Origin of the sequence: Curtobacterium sp. NPDC098951 (assembly GCF_044759965.1) — a bacterium.
In the GTDB taxonomy this organism is placed as follows: Bacteria; Actinomycetota; Actinomycetes; order Actinomycetales; family Microbacteriaceae; genus Curtobacterium.
Window position 1 is genome coordinate 193,573 of the sequence record NZ_JBIWAG010000004.1, and the last position, 16,048, is coordinate 209,620.

General features: G+C 74.4%; 13 protein-coding genes. 9 read left to right on the top strand and 4 right to left on the bottom strand.

What is annotated here, in order from left to right; translation table 11 throughout:
• Positions 1–37: 37 nt before the first annotated feature.
• A complete protein-coding gene (locus tag ACIQUC_RS13350; protein WP_402267712.1) occupies positions 38–1,249 on the top strand; it encodes an acyltransferase family protein in 1,212 nt (403 codons plus the stop codon).
• Positions 1,250–1,405: 156 nt separating this feature from the next.
• Here the strand turns inward: ACIQUC_RS13350 and ACIQUC_RS13355 are convergent, their stop codons facing one another.
• Positions 1,406–2,158, bottom strand: coding sequence for a DUF4184 family protein (locus tag ACIQUC_RS13355; RefSeq protein WP_402267715.1), 753 nt, complete (start codon positions 2,156–2,158; stop codon positions 1,406–1,408).
• 129 nt (positions 2,159–2,287) lie between these two features.
• On the opposite strand from ACIQUC_RS13355, the gene ACIQUC_RS13360 reads away from it, so the two are divergent.
• Positions 2,288–3,454 carry an FAD-dependent oxidoreductase gene (locus tag ACIQUC_RS13360; protein ID WP_402267717.1) on the top strand — a complete coding sequence of 389 codons (1,167 nt, stop codon included), beginning with the start codon at positions 2,288–2,290 and terminating at the stop codon, positions 3,452–3,454.
• Between the two features lie 175 nt (positions 3,455–3,629).
• Here the strand turns inward: ACIQUC_RS13360 and ACIQUC_RS13365 are convergent, their stop codons facing one another.
• From ACIQUC_RS13365 to ACIQUC_RS13375, 3 genes are all read right to left on the bottom strand, one after another.
• Positions 3,630–4,499, bottom strand: a complete 870-nt coding sequence (locus tag ACIQUC_RS13365; RefSeq protein ID WP_402267720.1) for a UbiA family prenyltransferase — start codon at positions 4,497–4,499, stop codon at positions 3,630–3,632.
• A 25-nt stretch (positions 4,500–4,524) separates the two neighbouring features.
• Positions 4,525–6,111, bottom strand: coding sequence for a long-chain fatty acid--CoA ligase (locus tag ACIQUC_RS13370; protein WP_402267722.1), 1,587 nt, complete (start codon positions 6,109–6,111; stop codon positions 4,525–4,527).
• Positions 6,112–6,185: 74 nt separating this feature from the next.
• The gene (locus tag ACIQUC_RS13375; protein ID WP_402267725.1) at positions 6,186–7,103 is read right to left on the bottom strand and encodes a DMT family transporter; all 918 of its coding nucleotides are present in this window, start codon (positions 7,101–7,103) and stop codon (positions 6,186–6,188) included.
• A gap of 70 nt (positions 7,104–7,173) precedes the next feature.
• Between ACIQUC_RS13375 and ACIQUC_RS13380 the strand changes: the two genes are divergently transcribed.
• The 7 genes from ACIQUC_RS13380 to ACIQUC_RS13410 all read left to right on the top strand — a co-directional run bounded on the left by ACIQUC_RS13380 (position 7,174) and on the right by ACIQUC_RS13410 (position 15,983).
• Positions 7,174–8,022 (top strand): LysR family transcriptional regulator, encoded by an 849-nt coding sequence (locus ACIQUC_RS13380; protein WP_022905900.1) that lies wholly within the window; start codon positions 7,174–7,176, stop codon positions 8,020–8,022.
• Positions 8,023–8,056: 34 nt separating this feature from the next.
• Positions 8,057–8,884 (top strand): fructosamine kinase family protein, encoded by an 828-nt coding sequence (locus ACIQUC_RS13385; protein WP_402267728.1) that lies wholly within the window; start codon positions 8,057–8,059, stop codon positions 8,882–8,884.
• 703 nt (positions 8,885–9,587) lie between these two features.
• The gene (locus tag ACIQUC_RS13390; RefSeq protein ID WP_402267731.1) at positions 9,588–11,768 is read left to right on the top strand and encodes an ArnT family glycosyltransferase; all 2,181 of its coding nucleotides are present in this window, start codon (positions 9,588–9,590) and stop codon (positions 11,766–11,768) included.
• Between the two features lie 35 nt (positions 11,769–11,803).
• The gene (locus ACIQUC_RS13395) at positions 11,804–12,526 is read left to right on the top strand and encodes a response regulator transcription factor (protein ID WP_402267734.1); all 723 of its coding nucleotides are present in this window, start codon (positions 11,804–11,806) and stop codon (positions 12,524–12,526) included.
• Between the two features lie 41 nt (positions 12,527–12,567).
• Positions 12,568–14,067, top strand: a complete 1,500-nt coding sequence (locus ACIQUC_RS13400; protein WP_402267737.1) for a sensor histidine kinase — start codon at positions 12,568–12,570, stop codon at positions 14,065–14,067.
• 102 nt (positions 14,068–14,169) lie between these two features.
• Positions 14,170–15,618, top strand: a complete 1,449-nt coding sequence (locus ACIQUC_RS13405; RefSeq protein ID WP_402267740.1) for an ArnT family glycosyltransferase — start codon at positions 14,170–14,172, stop codon at positions 15,616–15,618.
• A 95-nt stretch (positions 15,619–15,713) separates the two neighbouring features.
• Entirely contained in the window at positions 15,714–15,983 is a 270-nt protein-coding gene (locus tag ACIQUC_RS13410) for a hypothetical protein (RefSeq protein ID WP_022905355.1), read from the top strand.
• Positions 15,984–16,048 lie beyond the last annotated feature (65 nt).

A 16,048-nucleotide genomic window follows, 5' to 3' on the forward strand; every position in this document is an offset into this window, starting at 1 on the left:
CCGTGACCCCATCGACCAGATCGCGCAGGAGGCGTCCGTGGCCATCACCACGACCTCGCCGGAGCGGACCCGCACGACATCCGCACCGGCCGACACCGACGGCAGGCACGCACGACCGACACCCCCGCCGCCGCTGACCAACCGGGCCCCGGCGCTCGACGGACTCCGGACGGTCGCGATCCTCATCGTCATCCTGTACCACCTGCACGTGCCGCAGTTCGAGGGCGGCTTCATCGGCGTGACGGTGTTCTTCGTGCTGTCCGGGTTCCTCATCTCGACGCTCCTGCTCGGCGAGCACCGGCGCACCGGACGCATCCGGCTCGGCTCGTTCTGGACGAAGCGCCTCCTGCGCCTGTACCCCGCGCTCCTGGCCCTCGTGGGCGTCGGACTGCTCCTCTGGAACTGGGTCGGCGACTACAAGGGCGCCTCGTTCTCCCCCGGCGAGGCCGCCTTCATCGCACTGAGCTACACCGGCAACCTCTTCCGCTCGTACTGGGACACCACGCAGGGCGTCTTCGCGCACACGTGGAGCCTGTCGATGGAGGAGCAGTTCTACCTCGTCTGGCCGCCCGTCCTCGTGCTCCTCTTCGCACTGCGCGCGCGTCGCCGCTGGCTCATGACGGGGCTCGGCGTCGTGATCGTCGGGGCCGCCGCGGCATCGTGGCTGAGCTACCGCACGCCGAACAGCGGTGCGACCCCGGACGTCTACTTCTCGCCCGTGCTCGGCGTCGTGCCGCTGGCGACGGGCTGCCTGCTCGCGCTGCTCCTCGACGACGAGCGCGTCCGGACCTGGGCGGCCGGGCTCGCCGGGCACGTCGGCACCTGGCTCGGCATCGGGCTCCTCGCGGCGGTGCAGTTCTGGATCGACGGCGACTGGACCCAGCACGCATGGTCGTTCGGTGTCGTCCTGCCGGTGACCGGGCTCATCTCGGCGCTGCTCATCGGCGGCCTGGTGTCCGTTCGCTCGCCCCTGTCGGCGGCGCTCGCGTGGACGCCGGTCTCGTGGTTCGGTCGCCGGGTGTCGTACTCGGCGTACCTGTGGCACCCGCTCGTCATCGCGCTGCTCGGTACGTTCGCGATCGGCCCGTGGGGCACGGTGTGGCTCGTCGCGGTGGCGCTGCTCGTGGCGGTGGGCGCGGCCTACGCGGTCGAGGTGCCGGTCGAACGGCTGCGGAAGCGACTCCGCGAGGCGCGTCGCCTCGTCGCGGCCGACCGGTCCGCGCGCGAGACGGCGGACGCGACCGTCTGACGGCCTGGAGGCGCGGGTCGGCCCCGCACCGCGCCTCCCGACCCACGGTCTGCCGGACGCGACACCCGCGGGCCGGCCCGCACCGCGCCTCCCGACCCACGGTCTGCCGGACGCGACACCCGCGGGCCCACCCGCACCGCGCCTCCCGCCCCGGCGTCAACCGACGCGACGGCGACGCACGACCAGCAGGCCGACCGCCCCGAGCACGAGCACCAACGCGACGACCACCGGCAGCCGGAACGCCAGCTCCGTGACCACCCCAGCGACACCGCCGCCGCCGAGGAACGCCCGACCGGCGAGCCCGAGCGCCGCCACGGCCACGACGACGCCGGCGACCACCACGACCGTCCGCTCCGACCCGCCGAGCGGCGGCAGCACCCGCGGCGTACTCCGTCGCCACCAGACCACGGCGGCGACCACGAGCCCGGCCAGTCCGAGCACGCTCGATGCGTCCTGCACGCCCGCCCAGACCGGGTAGCCCACGGGCCCCTCGCGGAGAAAGGGAATCGCCTGCACCGCCCAGCCCGCCTGGTGCGAGAACGCGTCCCAGACCACGTGCGTCACGCTCCCGACGACGCAGGCGACGACGACCGTGAGCAGCCGGCGGACCGGTCGCTCCGGCCGCGGTGGTCGGTGCGACCAGGCCTGCGGGACGCGCTCGCGCACGCCCGGCACCGCGTCCGCCCACGCCGGTCGCACCAGGCACCACCAGGCCGCGAGGACGACGAGCGCCACGAGCAGGTCGATCGTCACCACGCCCACCCACGAGTGCGCCACCACGTACGGCGGCAGGAACGGCGCGAACAGGACGGCATCGGGTGCCATCGCGCCGACGGCGACGGCCGCGACGGGCAACGGGGTGCGTCGCGCTGCCAGGGCGACGACCGCGTGACTGACGGTGAAGGGCACGACACCAGCATCGCGGAGCGAGCGCTCCGCCCGCTTCGGTCGAGCGGATGACCTCGGGGCGTCGACCGAGCGGCGCGTGTCCGGCTCGCCTGGGCGAGCGCCCCGCCCACCGTCCGTAGGCTCGACGCCGTGACCACGGAGCGCGTCGACGTCCTCGTCGTCGGCGGTGGGCCCGTCGGCCTCTTCGTGGCGGCCCTCCTCGCGGCGCGTGGGGTCGAGGTCGCCGTGTGGGAACGCCGCAGCGGGGCACCGACGGGCTCCCGCGCGATCGGCATCCACCCGCCCTCGCTCGACGCCTTCGCCGCGATCGGGCTGGACGCACCGGTGCTGCGGGAGGCGGTGCGCGTCCGACAGGGCGTCGCCCGGAGCCGCGGCCGGACGCTCGGCACCCTGACCTTCGACCGGGCGTCGACCACGCACCCGTACGTCGCGACGCTCGACCAGCACCGCACCGAGGCCCTGCTGCGGGACGCCCTCGCCGCCGCCGCACCGGACGCGCTCCGGACCGGCACCGCGCTCGCCACGCTCGAACGGCACGCGGACCACGTCGACGCCGTCGGGACCGACGCCCGCGGGAGCGTGGCCGTCCGCGCCCGGTTCGTCGTCGGGGCGGACGGCGCCCGGAGCGCCGTGCGGGACCTGCTCGGCATCAGCACGACCGGACGGGACTACCCGGACCGCTACGCGATGGGCGACTTCGCTGACGTCGAGCGGTCAGCGGCGCGGACTTCGGCCCTCGTCGACGTCGGACCCGCCGGTGTGGTCGAGTCGTTCCCGCTCCCCGGGGACCGACGGCGGTACGTCGCGCTCCTGACGCCGTCGGACGACCCCGCACCCGACGCGACGGCCCTGGCCGCGATCGTGGCGGGCCGCACCGGTGTCCGGCCGGACCCGGGCTCCTGCAGCATGCTCAGCGGGTTCGGCGTCCGCCGCCGCCATGCGGAACGCGTCGGCGTCGGACGCGTCGTCCTCGTCGGGGACGCCGCGCACGAGATCAGTCCGATCGGCGGGCAGGGCATGAACCTCGGTTGGCTCGACGCGGCCGCGCTCGCGCCGCTCCTCGCCGAGGGGGTCCGCACCGGCAGCGCGGGACCGTGGCCGGAGTACGCGCGGCGCCGGCAGGCCGTGGCGCGACGGGCGGCGCGGCAGGCGGAGGTGAACATGGCGCTCGGACGTCCGTTCGGCCGTCCGCTCGGCAGGGTGGGGGCGGTCGGACGGGAGGCGTTGCTCCGGACGGTCCTGTCCCTGCCGTCCGCCGACGGGCTGGCCGGGGTCTACGCGATGCGGTGGGCGTGACGGGTCGCGCGGGGGGTCGCGCGGGGGGTCGCGCGGGGGGTCGCGCGGGGGGTCGCGCGGGGGGTCGCGCGGGTCGGGTCGCGCGGGTCGGGTCGCGCGGGGGGTCGCGCGGGTCGGGTCGCGCGGGTCGGGTCGCGTGGGTCGGAACGCGCGGGCGTGACGGGTCGGTCGTCGGTCAGGCGACGAGGCGGGCGCCGGCGAGTCCGAGCTCGACGACGAGCACGAGGGACGACGTGATGACGAGCCGGAACAGGATCCTCGACGCCCGTCCCGCCAGCACGAGCCGGACCCCCACAGCCGCCAGCACGACCACCACGACCGTCCCGAGGACCGCGAGCACCACCCCGGGGCCCCGGACCGGGTCGTCGCCGAGCACCTGACCGCCGACGACGAGCAGCGCCGCGACGACGAGCGACCCGAACGCCACCACGCCGGCGCCCCGCAGCCCGAGGCGGTGCGGGAACCCGCGGACCCCCGTCGCCGCGTCGTCGACGAGGTCGGGCAGCACGTTCGTGCAGTGGATCGCCACCCCGAACACCGCGCCGGTCGCGATCGCCCACCACGCCGGCCACGATCCGTGCGGGCCGGCGGCGACGGCGACGACCGGCAGCAGCCCGAACGCGACGACGAACGGCACGACGGACCACACCGTGCGCTTCAGCCCGGCGTCGTACGCCCACCCCGCGGCCACCAGGACGAGGTGCGCCACCGCGGCGACCGGCCCGAGCACGAGCGACAGCACGACCGACGCCAGGGCGGTGCCGAACGCCGCCCGCCGGACCGTGCCGACGGCGATCAGTCCCTGGGCCACGGGCTTGTCCGACCGGCCCACCGCCCGGTCACGGTCGGCGTCGATCCAGTCGTTGGCGAGCCCGATCGAGAGCTGCCCGGCGACGACCGTCAGCGCGACGAGGAGCACGGTCCACCAGGCGTGGCCGACCGCGACGGCGATCACCGTCGCGAGGACGGTCACGGTGACGGTCGGCCCCGGGTGCGACGAGGCGAACAGCAGGCGTGCGGTCGAGGCCCTGCCGGTGTCGCTCACGTGGCCAGGGTACGCACGGCCGCCGTCAGGACCCCGTCCGGACCTCGGTGCCGAACCGCTCGACGAGCTCCCGCTTGAGGATCTTCCCGCTCGGGCCCAGGGGCAGCGCGTCGAGCACGTGCACGGCCCGGGGGTACTTGTACGCGGCGATCTCGGCCGCGACGAACTCGATCAGCTCCTCGGGCGTCGCGGTCGCACCGGCGCGGAGCACCACGGCGGCCTCGACCTCCTGCCCGTGCAGCTCGTGCGGCACGCCGAACACCGCGGCCATCGTGACGTCGGGGTGGGTGGCGAGGACCTCCTCCACCTGCCGCGGGTACACGTTGTAGCCGTTCCGGATGATCATGTCCTTCGTCCGGTCGACGATCGTGAGGTACCCGTCGTCGTCCTTCGTGCCGAGGTCGCCCGTGCGGAACCACCCGTCGACGATCGCCTCGGCGGTGTCCTCCGGACGGTCGAGGTAGCCGTTCATGAGGTTGTGCCCGCGGATCACGAGCTCGCCGATCTCGCCGTGCGGCAGCATGACGATCGCGTCGTGCTGCTCCGGGTCGGCGATCTCGACGTCGACGCCCCACACCGGGGTGCCGATCGTGCCGGGGCGCGGCGGCGTCCCGACGTGGTTGAACGTCGCCACCGGCGAGGTCTCGGTGAGGCCGTAGCCCTCGTGGATCGGCGCGTCGTAGACGTCCTGGAAGCGCTCGAGGACCGCGAGGGGCAGCGAGGCACCGCCGGAGATCGCGTACCGCAGCGCCGGGCGGTCGTCGGAGCGGGTGGCGGCGTCGAGGAGCGCCATGTACATCGTCGGGACGCCCATGAAGACGCCGCACCCGTGCTCGACCATCGCGGCGAGCGCGGTGTCCCCGTCGAACTTCGGCAGCATCACGATCGTCGCGCCGACGCGGAAGCCGGTGTTCATCGTGCAGGTCTGCCCGAAGGTGTGGAAGAGCGGGAGTGCCCCGAGGAGGACGTCGCCGCGGTGCATGTCGAACGTCGTCATCAGGTTCGTGTTGACCTGCTCGAGCAGCGAGAAGTGCGACCCCTCGGCGCCCTTGGGCTTGCCGGTGGTGCCGCTCGTGTACAGGATCGTCGCGGTGTCGAACGGGTGCCGCGGGACGTAGGTGTCGAGGGGTTCCGCCTGCTGGGCGAGCGCTTCGAGCCGGTCGTGGCCGGTGCCGGGCTGCTCGTCGGAGGGCGGCGGCGCGAGCACGGTCAGCACCTCGACGCCGGCGAGCTCGGCCCCGGCCGCCCCCTCGCCGATGAGCGGTGCGGCGCAGACCAGCAGGCTCGCGCCGCTGTCGCGCAGGACGTACTCGATCTCGCGGCGCTTCAGGAGCGCGTGCACGGGGACGGCCACGGCGCCGAGCGCGAGGGTCGCGTAGTAGACGCGGGGGAAGTCCTCGACGTTCGGGACGAGCATCGCGACCCGGTCGCCGGCGCCGACGCCGCGGGCCCGGAGTGCCCCGGCGTAGGCGAGCGTCTGGCTCCAGAGCTCGGCGTACGTGGTGTGCCGGTCGCCGACGATCACGGCGACGTCGTCCGGGTACCGCGAGGCGGACTCGGAGAGGATCGCTGCCACCGAGGCGGTCGCGCTGGTGTGGTGGGTGGCGGTCATGACCGTGCTCCGTCTCGTCGGCGAGTGCGTGGCCCGATCCTACGGCGGCCGTCCGCCGTGGACCCTGCCCCCGTTCAGGCGGCGGCGCGGTCCGGGGTCCGCGCGGCTCGCCGACGTCGACCGACCACGCCGGAGGCCAGCGCGATGCCGAACAGCACCACGAGGCCGCCGACCGGTTCGTTCCACCGCACGTGCTCCCCGAGGACGAGCACGCCGAGCACCACTCCGACGACCGGCGTCAGGTAGGTGACCGTCGAGGCGCGACCCGCTCCCCACGCCTGCACCAGCCGGGTGTTCCACGCGTAGGCCAGCCCCGTGCCGACGCAACCGAGCGCGACCATCGCGCCCACGATCCTCCAGTCCAGCCGTACCGGACCGGTGGCGATGACGGGCGCGACCAGCAGGAGCAGCCCGGAGGCGAGCGTGAGCTGCACCGTCGCGAGCGTGACCGGGTCGTACGCGCTGCCGACCGCCACCCGTCGCAGGTAGGCGAGGCCGATGCCGTAGCAGGCGGTCATCCCGAGCAGCGCGACCTGCCCGGGCACACTCGCGAGGACCTCCGGGTCGCCGATGACGTTCCACGGCCCGACCAGCACGAGGATGCCGACGATCCCCAGCACGATGCCGGCGACCTGACGGCCGCGGAGCCGCTCGGACGGCACGAGCACGGCGAGCGCCGCCAGCGTCATGATGGGCGTCGTCGCGTTGTAGATGCTCGCGAGTCCGGACGGCACGGTCTGCTCCGCCCACGCCATGAGCGACGACGGGACGGCGTTGAGGAACACGGAGACGACGAGCAGGTGCCCCCAGACCCGTGGCTCGCGCGGCCACCGGCTGCGGGTGGCGACGAGGACCGCGACGAGCGTGAGCGCGCCGAGGACGGTGCGCACCGTCGCGACCTGCTGCGGCGCGAGGCCGTCGAGCCCGATCTTCGCGAAGAGGAAGCTCGACCCCCAGGTCAGTGCCACGAGCAGGTAGAGGACGGCGTTCATGTGGCCTAGTGTCGACATCCACGGCGCATGCGGCAAACGCATGGCGCTCATGACCGGATGAGGAAGACGCATGACCGTCTCGTTCCCCCAGCTGCGCGCGTTCGTCGCCACCGTCGACGCCGGATCGTTCACGGGCGCGGCCGCCGCCCTCGGCGTCGGGCAGTCGGCCGTCTCGCACGCCGTCGCAGGGCTGGAGCGCGAGGTCGGTGGTCCGGTGGTCCGGCGCGGTGCGGCCGCGGTCACGACTCCGCTCGGCGACCGGCTGCTGGCACACGCCCGCAGCGTGCTCGCCTCCGTCGAGGCCCTGGAGGAGGTGGTCCGGCCCGCCACGGCGCGCGGCACCGTGCGCCTCGCCGCCGTCCCCACGGTGTGCCAGGGCCTGCTGCCGCGGCTCCGCGAGCTGTGGGCGGTGACGCTGCCGGACGTCGACGTGCAGGTCTACGAGGGCGACGACGACGAGATGCCCGAATGGCTCGAGGCCGGGACGGTCGACGCCGCCGTGCTCGTCGACCCGTCCCCGCTGCCGCCAGGAGGCGTGGTCGTCGCCGAGGACGAGATGGCCGCCGTGGTCCGGCGGGACCATCCGCTGGCCGACCTCCCCGCACTGACCCTCGACGACCTGCACGAGGACGGTCTGGTCGCGGGTGGCGGCGGGTGCGAGCACCAGATCCAGCGGCTGCACGAGCTCGACGGGCAGCCGTTCCGGTACGCCCACCGCGTCCGCGAGATGAGCACGATGTTCGGGATGATCGAGCGGGGCGAGGGGGTGTCCATCGTGCCGACGCTCGGCCGGGTGATGCTGCCGCCGGACCTCGTCATGGTGCCGATGGCCCGGCGGCTGGCGCGGACGCTGGTGCTGAGCGGACCGACGTCCAGGGCGTGGCACCCGCTGGCGAAGGCGCTCGTCGACGCGGTCTGAGGCGGAGTCGAGGCGGCTTCGGCAGGATGGGGCGATGGCCGCGACGCACGTGAAGACCTTCGCCTCCCCCGACGAGGCCGCCGCCGAGGCAGCCGGCCTGGGCTGGCTCGCCGAGGCCGAACCGGACGGCGGCACCCGGATCGCCCGCGTGCTCGGTCGACCGCGCCCGACGGTCCTCGACCTCGAGCTGATCCCGGACGGCTCCCCGTCCACCCGGCAGGCCGAGCGCTTCGGTCGGTCCCTCGCGCACACGCACGCGGCCGGCGCCGAGCACTGGGGTGCGCCGCCGCCCGGCTGGCCGACGGGCACGCCGCTCCGCATGGGACGCTCCCGCACGCCGTTCGTCGACGCCGCACACGCACCGGCCACCTGGGGCGAGTTCTTCGCCGAGTACCGGATCCGCGACTTCGTCCGCCGCATCGTCGATGCCGGCGGGTTCGACCACGCCCAGGCCGCGGTGTTCGACCGGGTCGCCGACCGGGTGCAGGACGGCACCCTCGGGTCCCCGCAGCCGGCGCTCGTCGGGGACCGTGCGGCGCGGCTGCACGGAGACCTCTGGGCGGGCAACGTGCTCTGGCCGACCGACGCGGACCCGGTCGACGGGACGACACCGACGGGCGCGGTGCTCATCGACCCGATCGCGCACGGCGGGCACGCCGAGACGGACCTGGCGCTCCTCGGGCTGTTCGGGCTCCCCCGGCTCGAGGCCGTCCTCGCCGCGTACGACGCCGAGTCGCCGCTCGCCGCCGGGTGGCAGGAGCGCGTCGCGCTGCACCAGCTCGCGCCGCTGCTGCTGCACGTGTTCCTGTTCGGGGGCTCGTACACGGGTGCGGCCCTGCGCGCCGCCGAGCGGTACGCCTGACCGCGCGCGGGTGCTTCGCGCGCACCGTGCCGGTTCGCTCATCCCGTGCGAGGTTGCCCGCCCCGTGCCGGCCGGTGTGACGGTCCCGCGGCCGAAAGCTTCCCGCCCCCGCACCGTGCCGGTTCGCTCATCCCGTGCGAGGTTGCCCGCCCCGTGCTCCGCTACAACCCCGCACCGAGCAGGCAGCGCCGCACCCGCCGAACAACCCCGCACCGTGCCGCCCGGCGAGGCGACCCCGCGGCCGAACACTTCCCGGCCCCGCACCGTGCCGGTTCGCTCACCCCGTGCGAGGTTGCCCGCCCCGTGCCCCGCTACGACCCCGCACCGAGCGGGCAGCGCCGCACCCGCCGAACAACCCCGCACCGTGCCGGCCGGCATGACGGTCCCGCGGCCGAACACTTCCCGCCCCGCACCGTGCCGGTTCGCTCACCCCGTGCGAGGTTGCCCGCACCGTGCCCCGCCACAACCCCGCACCGAGCGGGCAGCGCCGCACCCGCCGAACACCCCCGCACCGTGCTGGCCGGGGCCGACCGGAGCCGAACAGCCCAGCACCGTGCGGGCCGGGCGCGGCCCGGAGCCGAACAGCCCAGCACCGTGCGGGCCGGGGGCCGACCGGAGCCGGACGAGCCAGCACCATGCGTCCTTAGCGCCCACATAGCCAGCGCAGTGCATCGTTCGGGGAACGCCCGGAATCCTCACTGCCATGACCACGTACCCGATACCCGTGACCGATCGACGCGAGACCGCGCGCACCGACGCGCGGGATCGGCGCCGCAAGCCCCTCGCCCGACTCTTCCTCGGCGAACGCGAGGACGCCCGCTGGCTCCGGCCGGCGTTCTGGGCGCTCCTGGCCCTGACCGCGGTCGTGTACCTCTGGGACCTCAGCGTCTCCGGGTACGCGAACAGCTTCTACGCCGCCGCCGTGCAGGCCGGCACGAAGTCATGGGAGGCGTTCTTCTTCGGCTCCCTCGACTCGTCGAACTTCATCACCGTGGACAAGCCCCCGGCGTCGCTCTGGGTGATGGTGCTGTCCGCGCGACTGCTCGGCTTCTCGAGCTTCAGCCTGCTGCTCCCCCAGGCGCTCATGGCGGTCGGCTCCGTCGCCCTGGTGTGGGGAACGGTGCGCCGCACCCTCGCACGCGTCGGCACCACCACCGCGAACGTCGGCGCCCTGCTCGCCGGCTTCGTCGTCGCGGCTACCCCGGCCGCCGCCCTGATGTTCCGGTTCGACAACCCGGACGCCCTGCTCGTGTTCCTGATGACCGCCGGCGCCTACTGCACCGTGCGGGCACTCCCGAAGGGCAGCTGGAAGTGGATCGCCCTCGCCGGCGTCGCGCTCGGGTTCGCGTTCCTCACGAAGATGCTGCAGGGGCTGCTCGTCCTGCCGGCGTTCGGCCTCGTCTACCTGTTCGCCGCCCGCACCTCCTGGGGCCGGCGCGTCGTCGGACTGCTGATCGCCGCGGGCTCCCTCGTGGTCTCCGCCGGCTGGTGGGTCGTCGCCGTCTGGCTCTGGCCGGCCGAGTCCCGCCCGTACATCGGCGGCTCGACGAACAACACCGTCCTCGACCTGGTGTTCGGCTACAACGGCCTCGGCCGGATCTTCGGCGGCTCGGGCAACGGCGGCGGAGGCGGCGGCATGACGGGTGGCACCGCCGGGAGCTCCTTCGGCGGCTCGACGGGCCTGAACCGGCTGTTCTCCTCCGAGATGGGCCTCGAGATCTCGTGGCTCCTGCCCGCGGCACTCATCGCACTGATCGTCGGCCTGGTCGTCGTCGGACGCCGTCACCTCGCCGACCCGGCCCGCGCCGGACTGGTCCTGTGGGGCGGCTGGCTCCTCGTCACCGGACTCGTGTTCTCCTACATGTCCGGCACGATCCACCCGTACTACACGGTCGCACTGGCCCCGGCGATCGCCGGACTGGTCGGCACCGGCGGCGCCCTGCTCTGGCACGCTCGCGAACGGTTCGTCGGCCGGCTCGGCCTCGCCGCGATGATCGGCATCACGGCCTTCTGGGGATGGTGCCTGCTGAACGAGAACCCGACGTGGCTGCCCTGGCTCCGCTGGGTGATGCTGGCCGGCGGTCTGCTGTCGGCAGCGCTCGTGGTCATCGGCAGCGTCCCGTCGCTCCGCAAGCTCGTCACGGTCGGCGTCCTCGCCGGCACCCTGTTCGGGCTCAGCGGCACCACCGCCTACGCCCTCGCCACGACGACCGTCGCGCACTCCGGCTCGATCCCGAGCGTCGGCCCGGCCGGCAGCAGCTCCGGTGGGATGGGCGGCGGTGGCACCCGTGGCATGCCGGGAGGCGCGGATGGACTAGGCGGGTCGACCTCCGGTTCCGAGAGCAGCGGCTCCACGTCCGACGACGGCTCGCAGCAGGGTCCCGGCGGGACCCCGCCGGAGGGCATGACCGGCGAGGCGCCGGAGGGCGCCGACGGGACGGCGCCCGGTGGCGCCTCCGGGACCACCGAGGGCTCGACCGGGACGACCGACGGCACCGCCGAGGGGTCGACCGACGGTGCCCCGAGCGGCATGGGCGGTGGCGGGTCGACGACCTCGTCGGCGCTGCAGAAGCTCCTCGAGGCGTCCGACGCGAAGTGGGCGGCCGCGGTCAACGGCTCGCAGTCGGCCGCGCAGCTCGAGCTCGACACCGACACCGCGGTGATGGCGATCGGCGGTTGGTCGAGCGACCCGGCGCCCACGCTCGCCGAGTTCAAGGCCTGGGTCGCCGCCGGTGACATCGGGTACTACGTCTCCTCCGGTTCGGGCGGCGGCATGGGCGGCGGATCGTCGACCGCGTCGGCCATCCAGGAGTGGGTCGCGGCGAACTTCTCGTCCACGACCGTGGGCGGGCAGACCGTGTACGACCTGAGCAGCACGAAGTGACCGACGACGAGGGCGCGGTGGATAGGCTCGCGGGCGTGACCGGCCAACCGCTGCAGCGCACCGACGGGTCCCCCGTCCGCGTCCTCGTCGTCGACGACGAGCACGCCCTCGCGGTCGCCGTCGCCCTCGCGTTCGAGGGCGACGGCTGGTCCGTGCGGACGGTGCACCGCGGACGCGACGTCCTGTTCGCGGCACGCGAGTCGCAGCCGGACGTGATCGTGCTCGACGTGATGCTGCCGGACATCGACGGCTTCGAGGTCCTCGAACGGCTCCGGGACGCCCGGGACGACGTGCGCGTGCTGTTCCTCACCGCGCGGGACGCTCCCGAGGACCGGCTCGCCGGACTCACCGGCGGTGGCGACGACTACCTCACGAAGCCGTTCGGCATCGAGGAGCTCCTCGTCCGGGCACGCATCCTCGCCCGCACCTCACCCCGGGTGACGGCGGTCGCCGGCTCCGCCGGGACGAGCGTCGGCGACCTCCACCTCGACGAGGACACCAGGACGGTCACGCGGGCCGGCGAACCGATCGACCTCACCCCGACCGAGTACGAGCTGCTGCGACACCTCGCACGGAACGCCAACCGCGTGCTCTCGCGGGAGCAGCTGCTCGCCAACGTGTGGGGCATGGACTTCGGCACGTCGTCCAACCTCGTGGACATGTACGTGTCCTACCTCCGCAAGAAGCTCGACGCCGGACGCGAGCCGATGCTGCAGACCGTGCGCGGGGCCGGGTACGTGCTCCGGCCGACGACGTGAGCCGACGGCGGCGGCCGAGCCGCGCCTCCCGGACCACGACCGTGACCGAACGGTCCCGACGCGTGCCGTCGCTGCGGTGGCGGATCGTGGCGGCCGTCGCCCTCCTGCTCGTCGCGACCAACGTCGTCGTCGGGGCGGTGACGGTCGTCGCGTTCCGCGGGTACCTCGTCGATCGACTCGACGCGGAACTCGCGACGGCGGCGAACCGGACCGTCGGCGGGCAGGACGGCGACCGTCCCCCGCCACCCACGAGCAGCTCCGGCTCGGACCCGGAGAACGCGTTCATCGGCGCACCCGGGCAGTCCGCCGGGACGGTCGTCGCGATCCGTCGCGACGGCGCGACGGTCCTCGGCGGGTACACGGACAGCAGCGGCCGACAGCACGGGCTGACGTCGGCGCAGGAGGCGACGCTCGCCGGGATCGCCAGCGACGGCGACCCGGTGACGGTCCACCTCGGGGCGCTCGGCTCGTACCGTGCCCAGGCGATCGGCGACGACGGCGACGTGTTCGTCACGGCGCTGCCCCTCGGCGACCTCGACGCCGCGATCGGCCGCCTGCTGCTCGTCATCGGGGTGGTGACGGTCCTCGGCCTGCTCGTCGCGGCGTGGGCGCTCACGCTGCTCGTCCGACGGTCGCTCCGACCGCTCGAGCGGGTCGCGGCGGTGGCCTCCGACGTCACGGGGCTCGACCTGGAGCGCGGCGGCACCGACATCCCGGTGCGGGTGGCCGCCGGGGACCTCGCGGCGAACCGCGAGGTCGCGCAGGTCGGCACCGCGCTCAACCGGCTCCTCGGGCACGTCGCCCGCGCGCTGACGGTCCGGCGGGACGCCGAGGCGGGCATGCGCACGTTCGTCGCCGACGCGTCGCACGAGCTGCGCACCCCGATCGCGACCGTGCGGGCGTACGCGGAGCTGACCGCGACGACCTCGGACCTCCCCACGATCCACCGGAACGTCGAGCGCATCGGGCGGGAGGCTGTGCGGATGGGCGACCTCGTCGAGGAGCTCCTCCTGCTCGCGCGCCTCGACGCCGTCGCGCTGGCCTCGGGACCGGCGCCGGTGCGGGGACCCGTCGACCTGACCTCGCTCGTCGTCGAGGCGACCATGGACGCGCGTGCGACCGCACCGGACCACCGCTGGACGCTGCAGGTGCCGGACGACCACCCGCTCGTGGTCTCGGGGGACGCGACGCAGCTGCGACGGGTCGTGACGAACCTGCTGGCGAACGCGCGGACGCACACGCCGGCCGGCACCACGGTGGTGGTCTCGCTGCAGCGGTCGGGCGGGGTCGCGCGGCTCGTGGTCGCGAACGACGGGCCGGTCATCCCCGCCGAGGCCCTCCCGACGCTGTTCGAGCGGTTCACCCGCGGCGAGGCGTCCCGGTCCCGCGAGCACGGGACGAGCGGCCTCGGGCTCGCCATCGTCCGGGCCGTGGTGACCGCGCACGACGGGCTCGTCCGGGTCGTGTCGGAGCCGGGGCGGACGGCGTTCACGGTCGACCTGCCGGGCGGGCCGGCGGACGGGGCGGCTGACCTGGACTGACCGGGCGGGGCGGCGGGCCGGGGCGGCTGACCTGGACTGACCGGGCGGGGCGGCGGGCCGGGCGGGTTCGCTCCGGCCGCCCGGAGCAACTAGGTTCGGACGGTGCCCTCACGCCTGTCCGCACTCGCCGGTGACCTCCGCATCCGGGCAGGGGTGGCGGCCGTGGTCCTCGTCTGGGCCCTCTACCAGTGCTTCTGGAACATCGGCGGGCCGAACATCACCGGTGACGAGGACATCTACCTCCGGGCCGGCTGGCAGTACGTGCACGGCGACTTCTCGTTCAACCGCGAGCACCCCCCGACGGCGAAGTACCTCTTCGGTCTCGCCCAGCTCGTCGCAGGGCAGGGACCGATCGGTCCGCGGGTGCTCGTCGCGCTGCTCACCTTCGGCGTCGGCATCGCGCTCTACGGGTGGCTCCGACGCGAACTCGGGTACTGGGGTGCGCTGCTCGCCGCGGCGCTCTGGTGGCTGACGCCCCGCGGCGGTGCCGGTCCGCGCGTCGACCGGCTCGCGCTGCTCGACCCCGTGATGACCGCCTTCGCGGTGCTCGCGGTCGCGACGGCGTGGGTGTGGATCCGCGGCGACCGCTGGTGGCTGGCGCCGGTGTCCGGGGCCCTGATGGCCCTGTCGGTGACGAGCAAGGTGTCCACGGTGGTGCTGCTGCCGGCGTTCCTGCTGCTGCCCGTGCTGTTCCGTGCCTGGCGTCGGCTGCTCGTCGGCGGTGCGATGTGGGCGGTGGCGTTCGGGATCGTGTTCCTGGTGTCCTACGTGCCGATGGGCATCCGGTCCGCGATCCGCTACATGATCGACTTCCAGGAGGGGCAGAACACCCTCGGGCACCCGATCACCATCGGCGGCACCGTGTACCGGTTCGCGCCGTGGTGGGCGAACCTGCACTTCATGGAGGCCGGCACGGGCGCGCTCCTGCTCGTCGTCCTGGCGGTCGGTGTCGTCGCGGCCCTCGGGATCCGGCCCGACCGCCTCGTCGCCTACGTCGGGGTCGTCCTGGCGCTGCTGGTGGGCTTCTACGTGGTCGTCGCGAAGATCGCGCTGCCCACCTACTACTCGGCCTGGATGCCGTTCCTGCTCGCCCTGGCCGCGATCGGGCTGGCACGGCTGCCGCGCGTGCCGGTGCGGCGGGCAGCCCCGGTCGCGACGGCGCTGTCGCTGGTGGTCGTCCTCTCGCTCGTCGTGCCGTCCGTCCGGCTCAGTCAGGACATAGCACGCCAGCACCCGACGGGCATCGCGCTGCTCGGCGACTACCTCGACGCGCAGCGCGTGCCCGACGGCAAGATCCTGTTCGTGTCGGCGACCCCGGGACTCTTCGTGCCGTACGTCGCCGAGCGGGGCACCACCCGGGCCGACCAGGGTCCGTACGTCGCGATCGTGGTCGGGAACGACCGACGCTTCCCGCCGTCGGGCGCGGTCACGCAGCTGTTCGCCACCGAGCGGTCGCGGTTCTCCGTGGCCGAGGTGGGCGGGCTCCAGGTGTGGCTGCCGAAGGACGGTCGGGTCGTCCTGCAGTCGGGGGCGCTCACCGTCCAGGGGTGACGGCCGCATCGTCCTGCGGCCCGGGGCTCCCACCGTCCAGGGGTGACGGCCGGGCCGTCCGCTGGCACACTGGAGTGGACCGGACGGGGGCCCGCATGCCGAACGACTTCGCACGACTGCCGGACCGTCCACGCGCCGACGACCTCGTGGTCGAGGTGCCCGCCTTCGAGGACGACCGCCCGCAGCCCGAACCCGCGCCGCCGGCCGCCGCACCCGAGCTCGTCGCGGCCACCGAGTTCGCCCGGTCGTCGCACGCCCCGGCCACGATCCGCCGGACCCAGGTGCGTGCCGGTGCCTGGATCGCCGGGGTCCCGATCGCCGTGCTCGCCGTCGTCGCGGTCGTGCAGATCCTCCTGCCCGACTGACGCGGCCGTCGCCGCGCGGCTGCGGAACGCGTTCTTAGACGCGGCACAGCAGGCTGCAGCGGTCC

Excerpts from the sequence above, each read along its gene's own strand:
- ACIQUC_RS13370 (WP_402267722.1), bottom strand. The coding sequence starts at position 6,111 with ATGACCGCCACCCACCACACCAGCGCGACCGCCTCGGTGGCAGCGATC.
- ACIQUC_RS13375 (WP_402267725.1), bottom strand. The coding sequence starts at position 7,103 with ATGAACGCCGTCCTCTACCTGCTCGTGGCACTGACCTGGGGGTCGAGC.
- ACIQUC_RS13380 (WP_022905900.1), top strand. The coding sequence starts at position 7,174 with ATGACCGTCTCGTTCCCCCAGCTGCGCGCGTTCGTCGCCACCGTCGAC.
- ACIQUC_RS13385 (WP_402267728.1), top strand. The coding sequence starts at position 8,057 with ATGGCCGCGACGCACGTGAAGACCTTCGCCTCCCCCGACGAGGCCGCC.
- ACIQUC_RS13390 (WP_402267731.1), top strand. The coding sequence starts at position 9,588 with ATGACCACGTACCCGATACCCGTGACCGATCGACGCGAGACCGCGCGC.
- ACIQUC_RS13410 (WP_022905355.1), top strand. The coding sequence starts at position 15,714 with ATGCCGAACGACTTCGCACGACTGCCGGACCGTCCACGCGCCGACGAC.